The 16,419-nt window shown below is 68.2% G+C and carries 14 protein-coding genes; 11 read left to right on the top strand and 3 right to left on the bottom strand.

What is annotated here, in order from left to right; genetic code table 11:
* The first annotated feature begins 227 nt into the window (after positions 1-227).
* The 7 genes from AC1DN2_RS02985 (at position 228) to fdxA (ending at position 7,391) form a co-directional block, all read left to right on the top strand.
* Complete coding sequence (locus AC1DN2_RS02985) at positions 228-1,610, top strand: FAD-dependent oxidoreductase (protein ID WP_028277300.1); 1,383 nt, start codon at positions 228-230, stop codon at positions 1,608-1,610.
* Positions 1,607-2,914: a CaiB/BaiF CoA transferase family protein gene (locus tag AC1DN2_RS02990; RefSeq protein ID WP_476849146.1), complete on the top strand. Its 1,308-nt coding sequence runs from the start codon at positions 1,607-1,609 to the stop codon at positions 2,912-2,914. The genes AC1DN2_RS02985 and AC1DN2_RS02990 overlap by 4 nt, the downstream gene beginning before the upstream one ends.
* Positions 2,911-3,741: an enoyl-CoA hydratase-related protein gene (locus tag AC1DN2_RS02995; RefSeq protein WP_476849147.1), complete on the top strand. Its 831-nt coding sequence runs from the start codon at positions 2,911-2,913 to the stop codon at positions 3,739-3,741. The genes AC1DN2_RS02990 and AC1DN2_RS02995 overlap by 4 nt, the downstream gene beginning before the upstream one ends.
* A 61-nt stretch (positions 3,742-3,802) precedes the next feature.
* The gene (locus tag AC1DN2_RS03000; protein WP_476849148.1) at positions 3,803-4,735 is read left to right on the top strand and encodes a dihydrodipicolinate synthase family protein; all 933 of its coding nucleotides are present in this window, start codon (positions 3,803-3,805) and stop codon (positions 4,733-4,735) included.
* Entirely contained in the window at positions 4,735-5,523 is a 789-nt protein-coding gene (locus tag AC1DN2_RS03005) for an SDR family oxidoreductase (protein WP_223915886.1), read from the top strand. The genes AC1DN2_RS03000 and AC1DN2_RS03005 overlap by 1 nt, the downstream gene beginning before the upstream one ends.
* A 56-nt stretch (positions 5,524-5,579) precedes the next feature.
* The gene (locus tag AC1DN2_RS03010) at positions 5,580-7,055 is read left to right on the top strand and encodes an aldehyde dehydrogenase family protein (protein WP_476849149.1); all 1,476 of its coding nucleotides are present in this window, start codon (positions 5,580-5,582) and stop codon (positions 7,053-7,055) included.
* Positions 7,056-7,061: 6 nt separating this feature from the next.
* A complete protein-coding gene (gene fdxA / locus AC1DN2_RS03015; protein ID WP_476849150.1) occupies positions 7,062-7,391 on the top strand; it encodes a ferredoxin in 330 nt (109 codons plus the stop codon).
* A 41-nt stretch (positions 7,392-7,432) separates the two neighbouring features.
* On the opposite strand, the gene AC1DN2_RS03020 is transcribed toward fdxA, so the two are convergent.
* The 3 genes from AC1DN2_RS03020 to AC1DN2_RS03030 all read right to left on the bottom strand — a co-directional run bounded on the left by AC1DN2_RS03020 (position 7,433) and on the right by AC1DN2_RS03030 (position 10,333).
* Positions 7,433-9,127 carry a SulP family inorganic anion transporter gene (locus AC1DN2_RS03020; protein ID WP_476849151.1) on the bottom strand — a complete coding sequence of 565 codons (1,695 nt, stop codon included), beginning with the start codon at positions 9,125-9,127 and terminating at the stop codon, positions 7,433-7,435.
* A gap of 174 nt (positions 9,128-9,301) precedes the next feature.
* The gene (locus tag AC1DN2_RS03025; RefSeq protein WP_230012177.1) at positions 9,302-9,739 is read right to left on the bottom strand and encodes a VOC family protein; all 438 of its coding nucleotides are present in this window, start codon (positions 9,737-9,739) and stop codon (positions 9,302-9,304) included.
* A 54-nt stretch (positions 9,740-9,793) separates the two neighbouring features.
* Complete coding sequence (locus AC1DN2_RS03030) at positions 9,794-10,333, bottom strand: GNAT family N-acetyltransferase (protein ID WP_476849152.1); 540 nt, start codon at positions 10,331-10,333, stop codon at positions 9,794-9,796.
* Positions 10,334-10,544: 211 nt separating this feature from the next.
* Between AC1DN2_RS03030 and AC1DN2_RS03035 the strand changes: the two genes are divergently transcribed.
* The 4 genes from AC1DN2_RS03035 (at position 10,545) to AC1DN2_RS03050 (ending at position 16,270) form a co-directional block, all read left to right on the top strand.
* Positions 10,545-11,771 (top strand): serine hydrolase domain-containing protein, encoded by a 1,227-nt coding sequence (locus AC1DN2_RS03035; protein WP_476849153.1) that lies wholly within the window; start codon positions 10,545-10,547, stop codon positions 11,769-11,771.
* Positions 11,768-12,715: an HNH endonuclease gene (locus AC1DN2_RS03040; protein ID WP_476849154.1), complete on the top strand. Its 948-nt coding sequence runs from the start codon at positions 11,768-11,770 to the stop codon at positions 12,713-12,715. The genes AC1DN2_RS03035 and AC1DN2_RS03040 overlap by 4 nt, the downstream gene beginning before the upstream one ends.
* 1,812 nt (positions 12,716-14,527) lie before the next feature.
* Positions 14,528-15,964 carry a flotillin family protein gene (locus AC1DN2_RS03045; protein WP_079553343.1) on the top strand — a complete coding sequence of 479 codons (1,437 nt, stop codon included), beginning with the start codon at positions 14,528-14,530 and terminating at the stop codon, positions 15,962-15,964.
* Positions 15,965-16,030: 66 nt separating this feature from the next.
* On the top strand, positions 16,031-16,270 hold the full coding sequence (locus AC1DN2_RS03050; protein WP_143264731.1) for a hypothetical protein: 240 nt from the start codon (positions 16,031-16,033) through the stop codon (positions 16,268-16,270).
* Positions 16,271-16,419 lie beyond the last annotated feature (149 nt).

Consider the following 16,419-nt stretch of genomic DNA (forward strand, 5'->3'; position numbering starts at 1 on the left):
GGACGCCTCTTCTATACCGCGGTGTCCGCCGGAACCCCTCCAACAGCCCGCACCACGGCCCCGCAACGGGCCGCGATGCGTCATACCCTCTCCCGGGTCGATTTCGCGGTCAGCGTTGCCGCGTTACTGCCGGGCACCGTCTTCTACGTCACCGGCACCGTTCCAACGGCACCCGTTCCCACGGCACGCCTCTAACGGCACTTCGGCCGAAACAGTAAGGATCCCCCATGAACCCGTCCACAGCCATGTCGTCGCTGGAACTCAGCACCACCACGGCGGACCTCACCGCCCCTGTCATCTCCCGCTCCGACGTCCTCGTCGTCGGCGGTGGCCCCGCAGGCGTGGCCGCAGCCGTCACCGCGGCCCGCTCGGGCGCCTCTGTCACGCTGCTGGAACGCTACTCCTCCCTGGGCGGCCTCGCCTCCGGCGGCATGGTCCTGGTGCTCGATGACATGATCAACGGCCAGGAAATCACGGTCACCGGCATCGTCTCCGAGTACGTCGAGCGGCTGCAGAAGCTGGGCCTGGCGATCGTCCCGCCGGCCGATGACCGCAAGACCTCCGAGGAACTGTGGAACAAGTGGGGCCGCTACGGCACCTTCGACTTCCACTCCCACACCACCCCCAAGCCGGTCTGCTACGCCGCAGCCTTCGACCCGGACGGCTGGAAGCGTGTCTCCAACGACCTCGTCCGCGAGGCCGGCGTCAACCTGCGCCTGCACTCCTGGTTCTCCCGCCCCATCGTGGACAACGGCGTCATGAAGGGCGTGATCTGCGAGACCAAGTCCGGCCCGCAGGCCTTCATGGCCGACATCGTCATCGATACCACCGGCGACATCGACGTCGCCTCCCGGGCCGGCGCCAGCTACGTCAAGGACAGCTACCTCACCACGCTCGTCTTCCGCCTGGGCAACGTCGACACCAACGCCGCGGAGGCCTTCGAACAGGCCAACCCGAAGGAAGCCCGCGCCATCAACCGCAAGATCAAGCGCCTCCTCGGCGGCGCCTGGGAACTGTGGTGGCTCAAGACCCCCATCGACGGCGTCGTCTGGTGCAACGCACCCCACATGACCGGCTTCGACGGCGTCGACCCGGCGGACATGACGGCCGCCGAGTTCGCCGCACGGGACCGCATCACCGAGGCCGTGGACTACGTCCGCGCCAACCTGCCCGGCTTCGAGAACTGCTACATGCTCGACGTCGCGTCCCAGATGGGCGTGCGCCAGACCCGCCTGCTCGAAGGCGAGTACGTCATGACCAAGGAAGATGTCACCTCCCGCCGCCACTTCGCCGACACCGTGGCCCGCGGCCGCGACTACTACTACCCGTTCCGCTCGCTGCTGCCCAAGGAAGTGGACCAGCTGCTCGTCGCCGGCCGGCACTACTCCGCCACCCCCGAGGCCCAGAAGATGTCCCGCGAGATCCCGCCCTGCATGGCCATGGGCCAGGCAGTCGGCGTCGCCGCCGCGCTGGCGATCCAGAACGGCACCCTCGTCCGTGACGTCTCCGCCCTGGACATCCAGCAGGGCATGCGCCGGCACGGCGCGGACCCGGGCGACGTCCCGTCGTCGAACGCCACCCTTGACGTGGACGCGGTGGTGGGGGCATGAGCACCGTCATCGACGACCTCTTCTCAGGCGCAACAGCAGAAGGCACAACAGCAGACGGCACGACGGCGGCCCCAGCCGCCGGGACGGAGGCACAGCCGGCCGGCACCCCGTTCCCGGCCGGCACCCCGCTCCCGCTCGAGGGAATCAAGATCGTGGACTTCACCCAGGTGTTCATGGGCCCGTCCTGCACCCAGCTGCTGGGCGACTACGGCGCGGACATCATCAAGGTGGAACGCCCCGGCGCCGGAGACATCTCCCGCAACTCGTTCCCGGACAAGGACGGCCAGGACAACCCGATCTTCCTGTCCATCAACCGGAACAAGCGCAGCATCTCCGTGGACACCCGCACCGATGAGGGCAAAGCCGTCCTCCACCGGCTGCTCGCCGACGCCGACGTCGTGGTCAGCAACTTCCGCTCCGGCGTCATGGAGCGGATGGGCTTCGGCTACGAGGACCTCAAGGAGCAGAACCCTGGCATCATCTGGGCCTCCGGCACCGGCTTCGGCCCCGAGGGCCCCTACTCGCACAAGGGTGGCCAGGACGCGATCGCCCAGGCCTACTCCGGCGTCATGTGGCGGCGCGAGTCCGATGACATGAAACCGGCCATCTACCCCACCACGCTGTGCGACTACATCACGGGCATGCACCTCATGCAGGGCATCCTGCTGGCACTGCGCACCCGCGAGTCCGCCGGCGTCGGGCAGAAGGTGGAGGTGACCATGTACGACTCCATGCTGCACCTGCAGATGCAGGAGGCCTGCATGCAGCTCAACCGCGGCTACGAGGTCAACTGGGGCGCCATGCCGCTCAGCGGCGTCTTTGAAACCACCGACGGCGCCGTCTGCATGGTGGGCGGCTTCACCCCGGACCCGCTGCTGCGCATTTCCGAGGCCCTGGGCCTGGACGAGGACCTCACGCTGCGGCCCGAGTTCGCCAACCTCGAACAGCAGTTCAAGCACAAGCCGGCACTGCAGGCGATCTTCCGCGAGCGCATGTCCACCAACACCACCGAATACTGGACCACCCGGCTCGAAGACCAGGGGCTGCTCAACGCCCCGGTCCACACCCTGGAACAGACCCTGGCCGATGCGCAGACACACGCCAACAACATGATCGTCGAGGCGGAACACCCCGGCGTCGGCACCGTGAAGATGCTCAACGCACCCATCCGGCTCTCCGCCACCCCGCCCACCATCCGCCGGGTGGCCCCGCGCCTCGGCGAACACAACGTCGAGGTGCTGCTGGAGAACGGGTTCGACGCCGAGACCATCGAGCGCCTGCAGCAGCTGGGGGTCCTTCGGTGACCGCCGTTTCAGAAGCCGGGACGACCGCCTCGGTTCCCACCGCCGTTGACCAGGTCACCCTGACCATCGAGAACCACGTCGCCACCGTGGTCATCGACCGCCAGCACGTGCTCAACGCCGTCGACGGCGGCGCGCAGGCCCGGCTCAACGAGATCTGGGACCAGCTCGAAGCCGATCCGGACGTCCGCGCCGTGGTCATCACCGGCGCCGGGACCCGGGCCTTCTGCGTCGGCGCGGACATGTCCGCCTCCGCCGTGGACAAGACCGGGCTCGAATACTGGGCCGGTCTGGACCCGAACGGGTTCGGCGGGCTCAGCCTGCGCACCACGCTGGACATCCCGGTGATCGCCCGGGTCAACGGTTATGCGCTCGGCGGCGGCATGGAGATCGTGCTCGGCGCGGACATCGTAATCGCCGCGGACACGGCCCGCTTCGGGCTGACGGAACCGCGCGTCGGGCGTCTGGCGCTCGACGGCGGCATCCACCAGCTGGTGCGCCGGATCCCCTACACCCAGGCAATGGGCATGCTCCTGACCGGGCGGAAGGCCGAGGCCACCGAGATGCAGTCCATGGGCCTGGTCAATGAGGTGGTCCCCGCGGACCAGCTCGACGCCGCGGTACAGCGCTGGGTGGACCAGATCCTCGCCTGCGCCCCCACCTCGGTCCGGGCGGTCAAGCAGATGGTCACGCAGACCGCGCACCTGACCGCCGCCGAGGCCCGCGGCCTCCGGCTCCCCGCCCTCATGGCGGCGCTGGACAGCGAAGACTCCGCCGAGGGCGTCCGCGCCTTCCAGGAGAAGCGCGCCCCGCATTGGCCGGGACGCTAACCGTTCCACGGCCCGATATTTAGCCGCTCGAAGAACAACAAGAGCTTAGAAGGAGAAACCAATGCGGGAGTCACTGACACCCGGCGTGTGGGGCGTCGTCGCCACACCGTTCCAGGGCAGCACCCTGGATGTCGACACGGACAGCCTGGCCGGGCTCGTGAGCTACTACGAGTCGATCGGCGCCACGGGGCTCACGGTCCTGGGCGTGTTCGGCGAGGCCGCGGCCCTGACGGCGGCCGAGCGCAGCCTGGTCCTGGAAGTGGTCATGGAGGAAACGCGCCTGCCCCTCGTGGTGGGAGTGACTTCCCTCTTCACCGGCACGGCCGTCGATGAAATCCGTTCCATCCAGGCCGCCACCGGGGACCGGCTGTCGGCCGTCATGGTCCAGGCCAACTCCGCCACCCCCGGGGTGGTCATCGCGCACCTGAACGCCATCCACCACTCCACCGGCGCCAACGTGGTGCTGCAGGACTACCCGCTGGCCAGCGGCGTCCACATCAGCACCGAGGCGCTCATTTCGGTGGTGCAGGCCTGCGGCTTCGTCACCGCGGTCAAGGCCGAGGCCCCGCCCACCTCCGTGGCGATCGGGCACCTCACCGCAGCCCTCGACGTCTCCGTCTTCGGCGGTCTCGGCGGCCAAGGGCTGCTGGACGAGCTCATGGCCGGCGCCGCGGGGGCGATGACCGGTTTCTCCTACCCGGAAGCGCTCATCGCCTGCGTGCAGGCCTGGCAGAAAGACGGCTACGAGGCCGCCCGCGATGCCCTGCTGCCCTACCTGCCGCTGATCAACTTCGAGCAGCAGGCGAAAATCGCGCTGGCTATCCGCAAGGAATGCCTGCACCAGCGCGGACTCATTGCCGACGCCGGCGTCCGGGCACCGGCCGCGGCGTTCCCGGAGGTTCTCCGGACCGGGCTGCGCACGCACCTGGCCGAGGCCGCCGGGGCCCTCGGCCAGAACCCGGCCGCCGTGCTGACCACGGCGGGGAGGAACTGATGGATTTCGGAATCAGCGGAAAGACCGCCTTTGTGGCCGCCTCGACCGGCGGCCTGGGCCTCGCCATCGCCCGGGCCCTCGCCGCCGAAGGCGTCCGGGTGGCCATCACCGGCCGGCGCGAAGTCCGCGCCAAGGAGATCGTGGCCGAACTGACGGACGCCTACGGACCGGGCGCCGTCGCCATCGAAGCGGACCTCAGCACCGCCGAAGGCGTGGCCGCAGCCGTCGAGCAGACAGTCGCGGAACTCGGGCCCATCGACATCCTGGTCCTCAACGGTCCCGGGCCGAAGCCCGGCGCGGCCGCCACACTCGGCGCGGACGACATCGCCGCGGCGTTCGAACAACTCGTCAAACCGCACCACGCCCTGGTCTCGCACATCCTGCCGGGCATGCGGGAACGGCGCTGGGGCCGGATCCTGGCCGTCGGGTCGAGCGGCGTCGTGGCACCACTGCCGAACCTGGCCGTGTCCAACACCGGCCGCGCGGCACTGGCCGGCTACCTCAAGACCCTCGCCGCCGAGGTCGCCCTCGACGCCGTCACGGTCAACATGCTCCTTCCCGGACGCATCGCCACGGACCGGGTCGCGGAACTCGACCAGGCCGCCGCCAAACGGCGCGGCACCACGCCCGAGGAAATCCAGCTCGAATCCCGCAAGACCATCCCCGCCCGCCGCTACGGCGAACCCGAGGAATTCGGCGCCGCCGCGGCGTTCCTCTGCAGCGCCCCGGCCTCCTACATCACCGGCGTGGCACTGCGCTGCGACGGCGGCCTGATCCGCGGGCTCTAGCCACAGGCGCTGAACACTCAGCACACACCCTGCTCCGACTCTCACGAAGGAACACCATGACTTCCACCGACACAGACACCTCAACCGCAACAGCCCGGGACCTCCTCACCGCCCGGCACCTGATCAACGGCGAATGGCTCGGCGGGGCGGACACCGAGCGGATGAACCCGGCCCGCCCGGGCGAACTCGCCGCCCTCTCCCCCAGCGGCACCGCAGCCGACGTCGACGCCGCCATCACCGCCGCCGCCGCCGCGCAGCCGGCCTGGGCGGCACTGCCCGCCCCATCGCGCGGCGCCATCCTGATGGCCGCCGGCAACCTGCTCCTGGAGCGCCAGACCGCCCTCGCCGAGGACCTCGTCCGTGAAGAGGGCAAGACCCTCGCCGAGGCCAAGGGCGAGGTCAAGCGCGCCTCCGACGTGCTGCGTTTCTTCGGTTCCCTCGGCTGGGCCGCCACCGGCGAGGTGCTGCCCAGCGGCCTGCCGGACACCACCATCACCACCCGCCGCGAGGCTCTCGGCGTCGTCGGGCTCATCACGCCGTGGAACTTCCCCATCGCCATCCCGGCCTGGAAGTCCGCCCCTGCATTGATCAGCGGCAACGCCGTGGTCATCAAGCCGGCCGAGCTCACCCCGCTCTCCGCCACGCACCTGGCCCGCGCCTTGCAGGACGCCGGGCTGCCCGCCGGCGTGTTCAACGTGGTCCACGGCAAGGGCCGCGTGGTGGGCGACGCCCTGGCCCGCGATCCCCGCATCGCCGGGTTGTCCTTCACCGGCTCCACCAGCGTCGGGCTCGGGCTGCAGGAGATCCTCAACGCCCGCCGCGCCCGGGTCCAGCTGGAAATGGGCGGCAAGAACGGCGTGCTGGTCCTGGACGACGCCGATCCCCGCAAGGCCGCCCAGGTGGTGGCGGCCGGCGCGTTCGGCCTCACCGGCCAGGCCTGCACCGCCACGTCCCGCGTCTACGTCACGCCCGGCATCCGCGAGGAATTCCTGGCGGCCCTCACCGAGGAAGCCGCGCAGTACACGGCCGGCGACGGCCTCGAGGCCGCAAGGATGGGCGCCGTGGTGAGCAGCCAGCAGTTCGAACAGAACCAGTCCGCGGTGCGCACCGCCGTCGAACGCGGCGCCACGCTGCTGCACGGCGAGTACGACGGCGGCACGGACGCCGGCTTCCTCTTCCCGGCCGCCATCCTCACGGACCTGCCCTTCGACGATGCCGCCGTGACCGAAGAGATCTTCGGACCCGTCGTGGCCGTCCTCGAGGTCCCGGACTACGAGGCCGGGCTCGCCGCGATCAACGACTCCCGCTACGGCCTGACCGCCGGGATCTGCACCGACTCCCTGGCATTCTCCACGGACTTCGCCGCCCGCGCCCAGGCCGGCGTCATCAAGGTCAACCGTCCGACGGCGGGCCTGGACCTGAACGTGCCGTTCGGCGGCGTCAAGGACTCCTCCACCAACACGTTCCGCGAACAGGGGAAGTCCGCACTGGACTTCTTCACGTGGGGCAAGACCGTCTACACGGGTGTGTAGCCAGCCATGACGTACGTGATCGCCCAGCCCTGTGTGGATGTCAAGGACAAGGCCTGCATCGACGAATGCCCGGTGGACTGCATCTATGAGGGTGAACGCTCGCTCTACATCCACCCGTCCGAATGCGTGGACTGCGGCGCCTGCGATCCTGTCTGCCCGGTCGAGGCGATCTATTACTCGGACGATGTCCCGGACGAGTGGGCGGATTACGTGCGCGCCAACGTGGAGTTCTTCGAGGAGCTGGGGTCGCCGCAGGGCGCCTCAGCCCTCGGAAACCTGCACCGCGACCATCCTGTGGTGGCGGGTGCGCCTCTGCGCGCCGGCGCCGTCGGCTGAGCCCGTGACCGAACTGGTTGATGAGCGAGGGTAACCGTTCCCTACCCCTCCCTTTTCTCCCGTTGGAACGCCCTCACTGCTTCGCTCACTGTTGGGTAGAAATGTTCGGGAGAGAAGCGGGCGCCCATGCCGTACTGCAACAATCTGTCTTTGACCGGGTCTTTGAGCTCGGCGAACACCAGGTCCACGCCGTGCCGGTCCAGCCATTCGTCAAGCTGCACCAACTCGTCCAGTGCAGTCGTGTCGATTCCCGTCACTGGTTCTGCCGCCAGCACCACGCGTTCTGTGCCGTCCGCCGCCTGGTCCAGTTCGTTGCGCACGAAGGACCCCAGCAAGGCTCCGTTGCCGAAGAACAGCGGTGCGTCGAAGCGCAGGATCAACAGGCCGGGGATGCGGTCCCCTTCCGGATGACGGCTCACGTCGTGGTACCCCGGGATCCCGGGCACGTCCACCAGTTCAGCACGGTAGGGGTCCCAGGCCTGCCGTAGGAAGTCCAGAATTGCCAAGCCGATGGCAACGGCGATGCCCGGGAGGACGCCCAGTATGGTCACCCCCAGGAAGGCCGCGAGCATCACCAGCGATTCACTGCGGCTCATGCCGATGAGCCGTCGCACACCGGCCGGATCGGCTATTGCGGCGGCTGCGGCGATGACAATGGCTGCAAGGGTTGTGGCCGGCAGGAACTCGGTGACGCCAGGCGCCACGAGCATGAAGCCGAGCACCAGGACAGCGCCTACGGCCCCCGTGAGCTGGGATTTCGCCCCGGACTCGACTGCCACCGGCGTGCGGGACGTGCTGGCCGACACCGGGAAGCCACCGAGCAGCCCGGTGGCAGCGTTCGCCGCGCCCAGGGCTGCCATTTCACGGTTGCCGGATACCCTGCCGCCCTCTGCGGCCGCCAGGGATTGGGCCAGGGTTCCGGTATCAACGAAGACGATGAGGGCGATCGCGGCGGCGGCGGGCAACAGGGTCAGGACGTCGGCCCAGCCAATTCCGCCCAGGGCCGGTGCAGGGAGCCCCTGCGGGAGGGCACCTGTGACCGTCAAACGCTCTTCGAGTCCCAGCAGGGCCACGGCGATGCAGGACACAACCACCGCAATGAGCACGCCCGGAACCTTCCATTTCAGCCGGCGGGGAACCCAGATGAGCGCCAGCGAGACCAAGCCGAGCAGGAGTGCCGTCAAATTGGTCTCGCCGGCAAGCACCTTCGGCACGGCGGCGATGAGTTTTTCCCAGGGTGTACCGCCTTCCACGGAGATCCCCAGGAGGGTGGGAAGCTGGGACACGGCCACCAGCAAGGCGATGCCGTTGAGATAGCCGAGCCGGATGGGCTTCGACAGCAGTCCAGTGACGATTCCCAACCTCAGCACTGAGCCGAGCAGCAAGATGCCGCCAATCAGTATGGCGAGGAGACCGGCCAGGGCCACGGATTTCTGCCCGTTATCCGCGGCCAGGGGAATCAAGGCTGCCACGATCATCGGAGCGAGCGCGGAATCCGGGCCCAGCACCAGCACACGCGATGGCCCGACTGCCGCGTAGACAAGTAGGGGCACTACCGTGGCGTACAGGCCGGTCACCGGTGGAAGGCCGGCGGCCTGGGCGTACGCCATGCCAGCTGGGACCAAGATCGCGAAGAGCGCGGCGCCCGCCACCAAGTCGTGGCGCAGCCACTCGATCCTGTAGCCACGCAGGGCCGGCGGGACCGCCCAGAATGCAGTCCTTCCGGATCGGCGCATCTTCTGATCATGTCCCATCACGCCGCTGCTCGCCATCCATCATCGGGCGACCCCAGCCTTGCGCAGATAACTGTGAGCTGCCGGTTTGACTCTGGTGAATACTGACCCGGATGGGCCGCCAATCAGCTCGATCGCATGGCCGCGATTCACGGGCTAATCGGGCCGATCCGGGTGTCAGTCTTTTTTCAGTTTCTCGGCGAGCATCACGAGGATTCCGCTGGGACCTCGGAGGTAGGTGAGTTTGTAGACGTCACCGTAGGTCGCCACACCGCGTAGCGGACGGCATCCGTGCTTCGCAGCTACCTCAAGGGCCTCGTCGATGTCGTCAACCGAGAAGGCCACGCGGTGCATGCCGATGTCGTTGGGACGGGTTGGGTTCGACTCGATCGCTTTAGGGTGGATGTACTCGAAGAGCTCAAGTCGACCATGACCGTCCGGGGTCTGGAGCATCGCAATCTTGGCATGGTTGCCATCAAGTCCGACGGCAGTGTCGGTCCACTCGCCGCTGACGGTGTCACGGCCGACGACGGTGAGACCGAGGTCGGTGAAAAAGGCGATTGTTGCTTCGAGGTCACGAACCGCAATACCGACGTTTTCAAGTTTGATGGCCATGCGTTGAAGCTACCAAGACGGACCGACTAGCTCCAGCGCCGGGCCGGATTATGGTCAGAGTGTCTTCGTAGTGAAGAGAGAATCGCCGTGGATTTCGTCAGGTTCTACTTGCCCGGTTTCGACAAATCCGAGTTTGGCCAGCACACGGCGTGACGCGGTGTTCCAGTCACGGACTGTAGCCCACAGGCGTCGGTAGCCCGACGCCTGCGCCCGCTGGAGGACGGTCCACGAGGCCTCGGTCGCAAACCCCTGGCGCCAGACTTCGCGGAGGAACTCGAACGCGAGTTCTGGCTCTCCAGCCCGTCCGTGCTCGTTGGGAATCAGCCCGCAGTAGCCGATGACCTGCCCCGAACTCTTTTGCTCTGCGGCCAGCAACCCAGGGAAGGGGTGTCGGCTATCACGACGGATCCGGTCCTCGATATCTTCCAGCGTGGGGTGACCATCGGGACTGATGCGACGATGCGGAGGGACGCGAGGATCGCGCTCGGTCCACAGCTCGCGCAGGACGGCGGCATCAGACACCCGCCATGGCCGCAGCAGCAGCCGATCCGTTTCGAAGACGACCTCGATCCGAGGTACTCGCGCGTGGTCCACAGCGATAATTATGGATGATCGAAGGCTTTGAGCCCGCTGCGCCGGTTGCCCGCGATCTCGGAATGTCGCAAGCAACGTCGAATCCATACCCGTGACTTATGGCTCTGGTCGACTGATGTCTGCCTGAGGACCATCACAAGCATTAGGACTGTGCCTGGCTGGGGGCGTTTTCCTGCCCTGACTGCACTCCCGACCTGCAAGAAGGACCCTCATGCCGATGGTCTGGATCCGCGAAAAATCCCGCCGGTTCACGGCCGCAATCCTCGCCGTCGTGCTTACAGCCGCCCTCGGCGGCTGCGTCCCCGGGCCGAAACCGCCGGCGCCGGCGCCGCCCGATTCCGGCTACCGGGCCGTGCTCGAACAGTTCGGCAGGAGATTGCTCGACGAGGGCGCCCCGGCCGTCCTCATCCAGGTCCGCGTGGGCGGGGACGAGTGGTCCGCGGCCTACGGGGTCCGAAACCTGAACAGCCCGTCCCGGGCCGAGATAACGGACCCGGTGCACATCGGCGGGGTCACCAAGTCCATGGTGGCCGTCTGCGTGCTCAAACTGGCCGAGGAGGGCCGGCTGGAACTGGACGCGCCGGTCAGCACCTACCTGCCGGAGTTCAACAAGGTGATGCACCCGCCGGGACCGGTCACGGTCCGCCAGCTGCTGCAGCACCGCTCCGGCATGCCGTCGGTGGACGGGCCGTTGTTCGATCCGGCCACAGTGCGCGAAGCCCTGACCACCAAGGTGAGCCTGGCGGATCTGCTGGCCATGGCGGGGCGGATCTCCTGGCAGGCGAAGCTGGCCCAGGGATTTGAATACTCCAACTCGAATTACATTGCCCTGGCGCTGATCGTCGAGCGCCTCAGCGGCCGGCGGATCGGCGAGGTGATCAGCACCGACATCATCGAGCCGCTGGGTTTGAGTGAAACCTTGATGACGGCGGCCGGGCCGGCGCCGTCGTCCATGATCCACGGCTACATCGCGCTGGACCGCAAACAACTGGACGTCACCTATCCGGCCGCCCAGATCGACAACGCCGCGGGCGGCATGGTGTCCTCCGTGGCGGACGTGAATACGTTCTACCGCGCGCTGCTGCAGAACAAGCTGCTCAAGCCGGCGACGATCACGCAAATGGAGAGCCCGCTCTACGCCAGGTACGGACTCGGCGTGGTCCGCTGGAACGATCTGTGCACCAACGACTTCTACTACGGCCATCCCGGCGACGTGCCCGGCTACGGCACCATCACCATGACCAGCGCGGACGGAACCCGGCAGCTCACCATGGCCGTGGCCTACCCGCCGGAACCGCTCCCACGCGGGGACACCCACATTCTGCACCAAATGGAGTCCATCGCGGAGGACACCCTCAACGCCACGTGCATGACCGGGCCGACCGGGCCGCTCAACAATGCCGCAGGCAGTCCGGGCACTGCGACAATGGGCAGATGACAGCAATCATCCTCGTCTGGGACCCCGACGAATGGAACGATTGGACCTACCCGGCCGTGCTGGAAGAGGTCGCCGAAGCCGGCCGGCACCTGGCCAGCTGGGACGTCGGGACCTCTCTCGACAGCGGAGCCGGCAACGCGGCCGGAAGCGCCGCCGGCACGGACGCGTGGCTGGTGCTCCAGGGCCGCCACGGACGCGGCCTGATCGGCCACGGCGTTATCGTCGCGGAACGGCCGGTTCCCCGCGTCCAGGCACCGGACTCCGCGAGCGCCGCCCGGACCGGCGTACCGGCCGACTCGCCGCCCGGCGCACCGCCCGGCGCACAAGGCGCGTCCCCGCTCTACCTCCAGGTGGACTTCGACGCCCTCCTGCCCGCCGGCGACCAGATCCCGACCGGGGTCCTCGCCGAGGCCGTGCCCGGCATCGACTGGGAAGCCCTTCACGGCCCCGCGCTGGCCGTCGACCCCGCCGTCGAGCCCCTGCTCCGCGGCCTCTGGGGTGAGTTTGGCCCGGTGCCGGCTGACCCCACGCAGCCCGTGCCCGGCACCGTCCCGGCGGCGGCGGTCACCCGGGTCGAAGTAAACAAGTACGAACACAGTCCGGACGCCCGGCGGGTCTGCGTCGCCCACCACGGGACCAGCTGCGCCGCGTGCGGATTCTCGTTTGAAATCGCCTACGGCGAGATCGGCAAAGACTTCATCCCGGTCCACCACCTGGTCCCGGTGTCACAGCTGGGCAGCGGGTATGAACTGGACCCCATCACAGACCTCGTCCCGCTCTGCGCCAACTGCCACGCCATGGCGCACCACGGGGTACGGACCCCGCGCAGCGTCGCGGAGCTGCGCCGGATCATGGCCGCCGCCGGGTTCCTGACCGGACAGTCCGTGACCCCGGAGCAGCTCCAGGCCCAGCAGGACGCCCGGCGGATCCTGGAACAGCACTAACAGCCCTAACAGCCCTAACAGCCGCGGCAGCAGCAGCGGCGGCAGCAGCCGGCTCAGGCCGGACCACACCTCGCGGAACTTGCCGCTGCGGTCCGGCCGGGGCGGCTCATCGCTAAAGCGGACGTCGACGCCGGCGGCGCCCTGGGCGGCGAAGAACGCACCCAGGCGCTCCCCCACCGCCGTCCGCACGGCCGTCATCGCGGCTTCCGGCCAGAGCTCGAGCCGCACGGTGAGCGAGCGCGGTCCGGTGCGGATCGCCTGGAACCGGCGGACGCCGGCGGTCTCCTCGATCACCGTGCCCAGCGCCAACGGCAGCACGGTGACCACTTTCCCGTCCGGCACTGTCCTGTCGGCGGCAGCGAAGCTCAGCACGCCGCCGCTGCGGCCCTCGACCCGCAGCGTGGGAAACGGGCTGCCGCAGGCGCACGGGCCGGCAGCCAGCTGCACCCGGTCGCCCAGGTTGTACCGGATGAGCGGCTGGACCCGGTTGGCCAGGTTGGTGACCAGCACCGTGTGGGAGAGTTCGCCGGGCGGGACGGGCCGGAAGGCGTCGTCCACCGGTTCCACGATGTTCCAGTCCGCGTTGACGTGCAGCAGCCCTTGCCGGCAGCGGCTGGTCAGGGCGAGCGCCTCCGAGGCAAGGTATCGCTCAGTGACCCGGCAGCCGAGGGCCGCCTCGATCTCGGCCGCTGCGTGGGCTGCCAGGCTCTCTCCGGACGCGACCGCCAGGAGCGGATGAATCCGTAGCCGTCCCGCTTTCTGTTCGGCGGCCAGTTGCACCATGGCGCTCGGATACCCGTAAAGCACTGTCGGCTGGAAGTCGTTGAGGTCCGCCACGAGGTCCGGGAGCGGCCGGAGCACGGAGAATACGCGCACCCGGCGGGCGATTCGGGGGCTGCGCCGCCGCGCGGATTCGGTCAGCACGACGCCGGCAAAGTGGTCCCCGTCCGCGATCAGCGCCGCGGCCCGCAGTCCCCGGTGCAGGAAAGCCCGCGCCTCCTTGGCCGCCATCAGGGTCCGCCGTTCGCGGATCGGGCCCAGGAGAATGGCCACCAGCTGCGAGGTCCGGTCATGGACCAGGACCGCGGGTTCACCGGTGGACCCCGACGTCGTCACCACGAGGTACTGTCCGCGGTAGAGGCCGCCGATCCGCGACGGGTCATCGAGCAGGTCGTGCTTCAGCCCGGCGAGCGTGATGTGGGGATCGGTCACCCAGTCATCGAAGTTCTCCATGAGCTCGCGCTTGCCCACCGGAGGCAGCTCCCCTAAATACCTGCCCAGATCCTTGGCCCGGTCCGGGACCACGTACGGGACGTCCCGGTACAGCCTGCGTAAGAAGGGCGAGGAGGACCGTGCGCACTCGACCAGCGCGGCGAGCCGGTCGCGCTGCCGGCGGGCGACCTCATCCTGGCTTGCCCGACCGGCCCGCCAGATGTCCCACGCGATCCCGGCCGTCCGTGTCATCCCAAGAGGAGAGCCGCGCATCACCCCTTCACGGGCAGGCACTCATGGCCTCCGCCGTTCCCCGCTCACTCAGGCAGGCGCGCTCGTCCGCCCTTCCACGCCCACACCCTCTTCCACGCTGGCACGGCGGCGGAGGCTCCCAACAGGGGCTTTAGGCACCGGCGGGACCTGGGCGTATGCCCGGACATCGTCGAATTGCTGGACTCCCGGCCGGAAGCACCACAGACTGTGTACAACAGCTGGCTGGGCGGCGTGGGAATTCCTGCCTCCAGGCCGGCCGGGGACTACCAGCAGCATCGTTTGGGGCTTTGCTTAATTTCTTTTCCACCGCCGTGAAAGGACCTGCTTATGCCGGACTTGTCATTTTTGTATCCGCTCATTTCGATCATCCTGGGGGCGGTCGCCGTCGTCGGCGTCATCTGGGTGGCAACAAAACTGATGTGGAAGGTGGCGGAACCGAACGAGGCCCTCATTATCTCCGGCCTGACGCGCGGCACGCTGGAAACCCGTGAAGGGATGGACTTCAAGATCGTCACGGGCAAGGGGGCCCTGGTGCTGCCGGGCCTGCAGACGGTGCGGCCGCTGTCCCTGACGCTGAACGAAACCGAACTCAAGGTCTCCTGCGTCACCTCCCAGGGCATCCAGGTGATTGTCGACGGCGTGGTCATCTACAAGATCGGCGATGCCCCGCCGTTCATTGCCAACGCCGCGCGCCGGTTCCTGGGCCAGCAGCCCAAGATGGAAAGCCAGGTGTACAACGTCTTCGAAGGCCACCTGCGTTCGATCATCGGCAGCATGACGGTCGAGGAGATCATCCGCGAGCGCGACAAGCTGGCCTCCCAGGTCCGCAGCGCCAGCGGCGTGGAAATGGAGAAGCTGGGCCTCGTCGTCGACTCGCTGCAGATCAAGGACCTCCAGGACCCCACGGGCTACATCCAGAACATCGCCAAGCCGCACATTGCCATGGTCAAAATGGAGGCCCGCATCGCGGAGGCCACCCGGAACCGCGAGGCGGCGGAAAAGGAAGCGGAGGCCGAGGCCTTGATTGCCGATGCCCGGAGCTTGTCCGCCATCCGGCAGTCCGAGGCGCAGGCCAATGCCGAGCGCGCCAAGGCGAACGCGGCCCAGGCCGGGCCACTGGCCGACGCCACGGCGCGCCAGCAGGTGGTGGTCCAGGAAACCGAGGTGGCCAAGCTCGAGGCCGACCGGGAGGAACAAAAACTGCAGACCACCGTCCGCAAGCCCGCCGATGCGAGGGCCTACGCCAAGCGCACCGACGCGGAAGGCCAGAAATCCGCGGACATCAGCGCTGCCGAGGCGCTGGCCCGGCGCACCGAGCTGGAGGCCCAGGCCAACGCCCGGCGGACCGAGGTGCAGGCGCAGGCGAACGCGACGGCGGCAGCAGCAGCGGCCGGGGCCACCAAGGTCACCGGCGAGGCCGAGGCCGCCGCCACGAAGGCCCGCGGCGATGCCGCCGCCTCCGCCATCAAAGCCAAAGCACTGGCAGAGGCAGAGGGCATCAAGGCCCGCGCCGAAGCATTGGGCACCAACCAGGACGCCGTCATCTCCCAGCAGCTCGCCGAGAACATGCCGGCGATCGTGGCGGCGGCGGCCGAGCCGTTCGCGCACGTCGGCCAGATGACCGTTCTCAACGGCGGCGAAGGGGTCAACCGGATGATCGGCGGGATTTTGGCACAGGTGGGCGACTACCTCCCGGCGCTCTCCACGGCCCTCAAAAACACCCGGGATGGCGGCAAACGGCCGGCGAAGGCGCCTGAGGCGTAGGGGCGGGAATGCGCGCGGGGAACCGGAGGATCTGATGTACTGGGATTCTGATGTACTGGGGTTCTGATGCATAAGGATGTTGACCGGAGCCTGACCGGAAAGATCGGCCGCGTCACCGGACGGATCGGCCCGGGCACCATCGGCGAGGTCATGCTGCCGGTCCGCGGCGGAACCAGTGCGTTCCACGCGCACCCCTTCGATAAGACCAGCGTTTTCGCCGTGGGCGAGCAGGTCCTGGTCATCTATTTTGAACCGCCGCAGACGGTGTTTGTGGACGAACTTCCGGATGTCCTCAAGGCCGATTGACCCTCCCTGTTGCCTCACGTCAATACCTCCGGGAACGTGGGGTCGTTGCCTCAGATGAAATCCTCCGGCTGCCGGGGCGGTTCCACCGTTCGTTCACGGCGGGTTTGACCGGGGCGGGCTGTTTGGCAGTGGTGAGGGCTTCAAGCCGG

The organism is Arthrobacter sp. 01L42, from assembly GCF_056400005.1.

Excerpts from the sequence above, each read along its gene's own strand:
- AC1DN2_RS03035 (WP_476849153.1), top strand. The coding sequence starts at position 10,545 with ATGCCGATGGTCTGGATCCGCGAAAAATCCCGCCGGTTCACGGCCGCA.
- AC1DN2_RS03025 (WP_230012177.1), bottom strand. The coding sequence starts at position 9,739 with ATGGCCATCAAACTTGAAAACGTCGGTATTGCGGTTCGTGACCTCGAA.
- AC1DN2_RS03050 (WP_143264731.1), top strand. The coding sequence starts at position 16,031 with ATGCATAAGGATGTTGACCGGAGCCTGACCGGAAAGATCGGCCGCGTC.
- AC1DN2_RS03045 (WP_079553343.1), top strand. The coding sequence starts at position 14,528 with ATGCCGGACTTGTCATTTTTGTATCCGCTCATTTCGATCATCCTGGGG.
- AC1DN2_RS03040 (WP_476849154.1), top strand. The coding sequence starts at position 11,768 with ATGACAGCAATCATCCTCGTCTGGGACCCCGACGAATGGAACGATTGG.
- AC1DN2_RS02985 (WP_028277300.1), top strand. The coding sequence starts at position 228 with ATGAACCCGTCCACAGCCATGTCGTCGCTGGAACTCAGCACCACCACG.
- AC1DN2_RS03010 (WP_476849149.1), top strand. The coding sequence starts at position 5,580 with ATGACTTCCACCGACACAGACACCTCAACCGCAACAGCCCGGGACCTC.
- AC1DN2_RS03005 (WP_223915886.1), top strand. The coding sequence starts at position 4,735 with ATGGATTTCGGAATCAGCGGAAAGACCGCCTTTGTGGCCGCCTCGACC.
- fdxA (WP_476849150.1), top strand. The coding sequence starts at position 7,062 with ATGACGTACGTGATCGCCCAGCCCTGTGTGGATGTCAAGGACAAGGCC.
- AC1DN2_RS03020 (WP_476849151.1), bottom strand. The coding sequence starts at position 9,127 with ATGCGCCGATCCGGAAGGACTGCATTCTGGGCGGTCCCGCCGGCCCTG.
- AC1DN2_RS02990 (WP_476849146.1), top strand. The coding sequence starts at position 1,607 with ATGAGCACCGTCATCGACGACCTCTTCTCAGGCGCAACAGCAGAAGGC.
- AC1DN2_RS03000 (WP_476849148.1), top strand. The coding sequence starts at position 3,803 with ATGCGGGAGTCACTGACACCCGGCGTGTGGGGCGTCGTCGCCACACCG.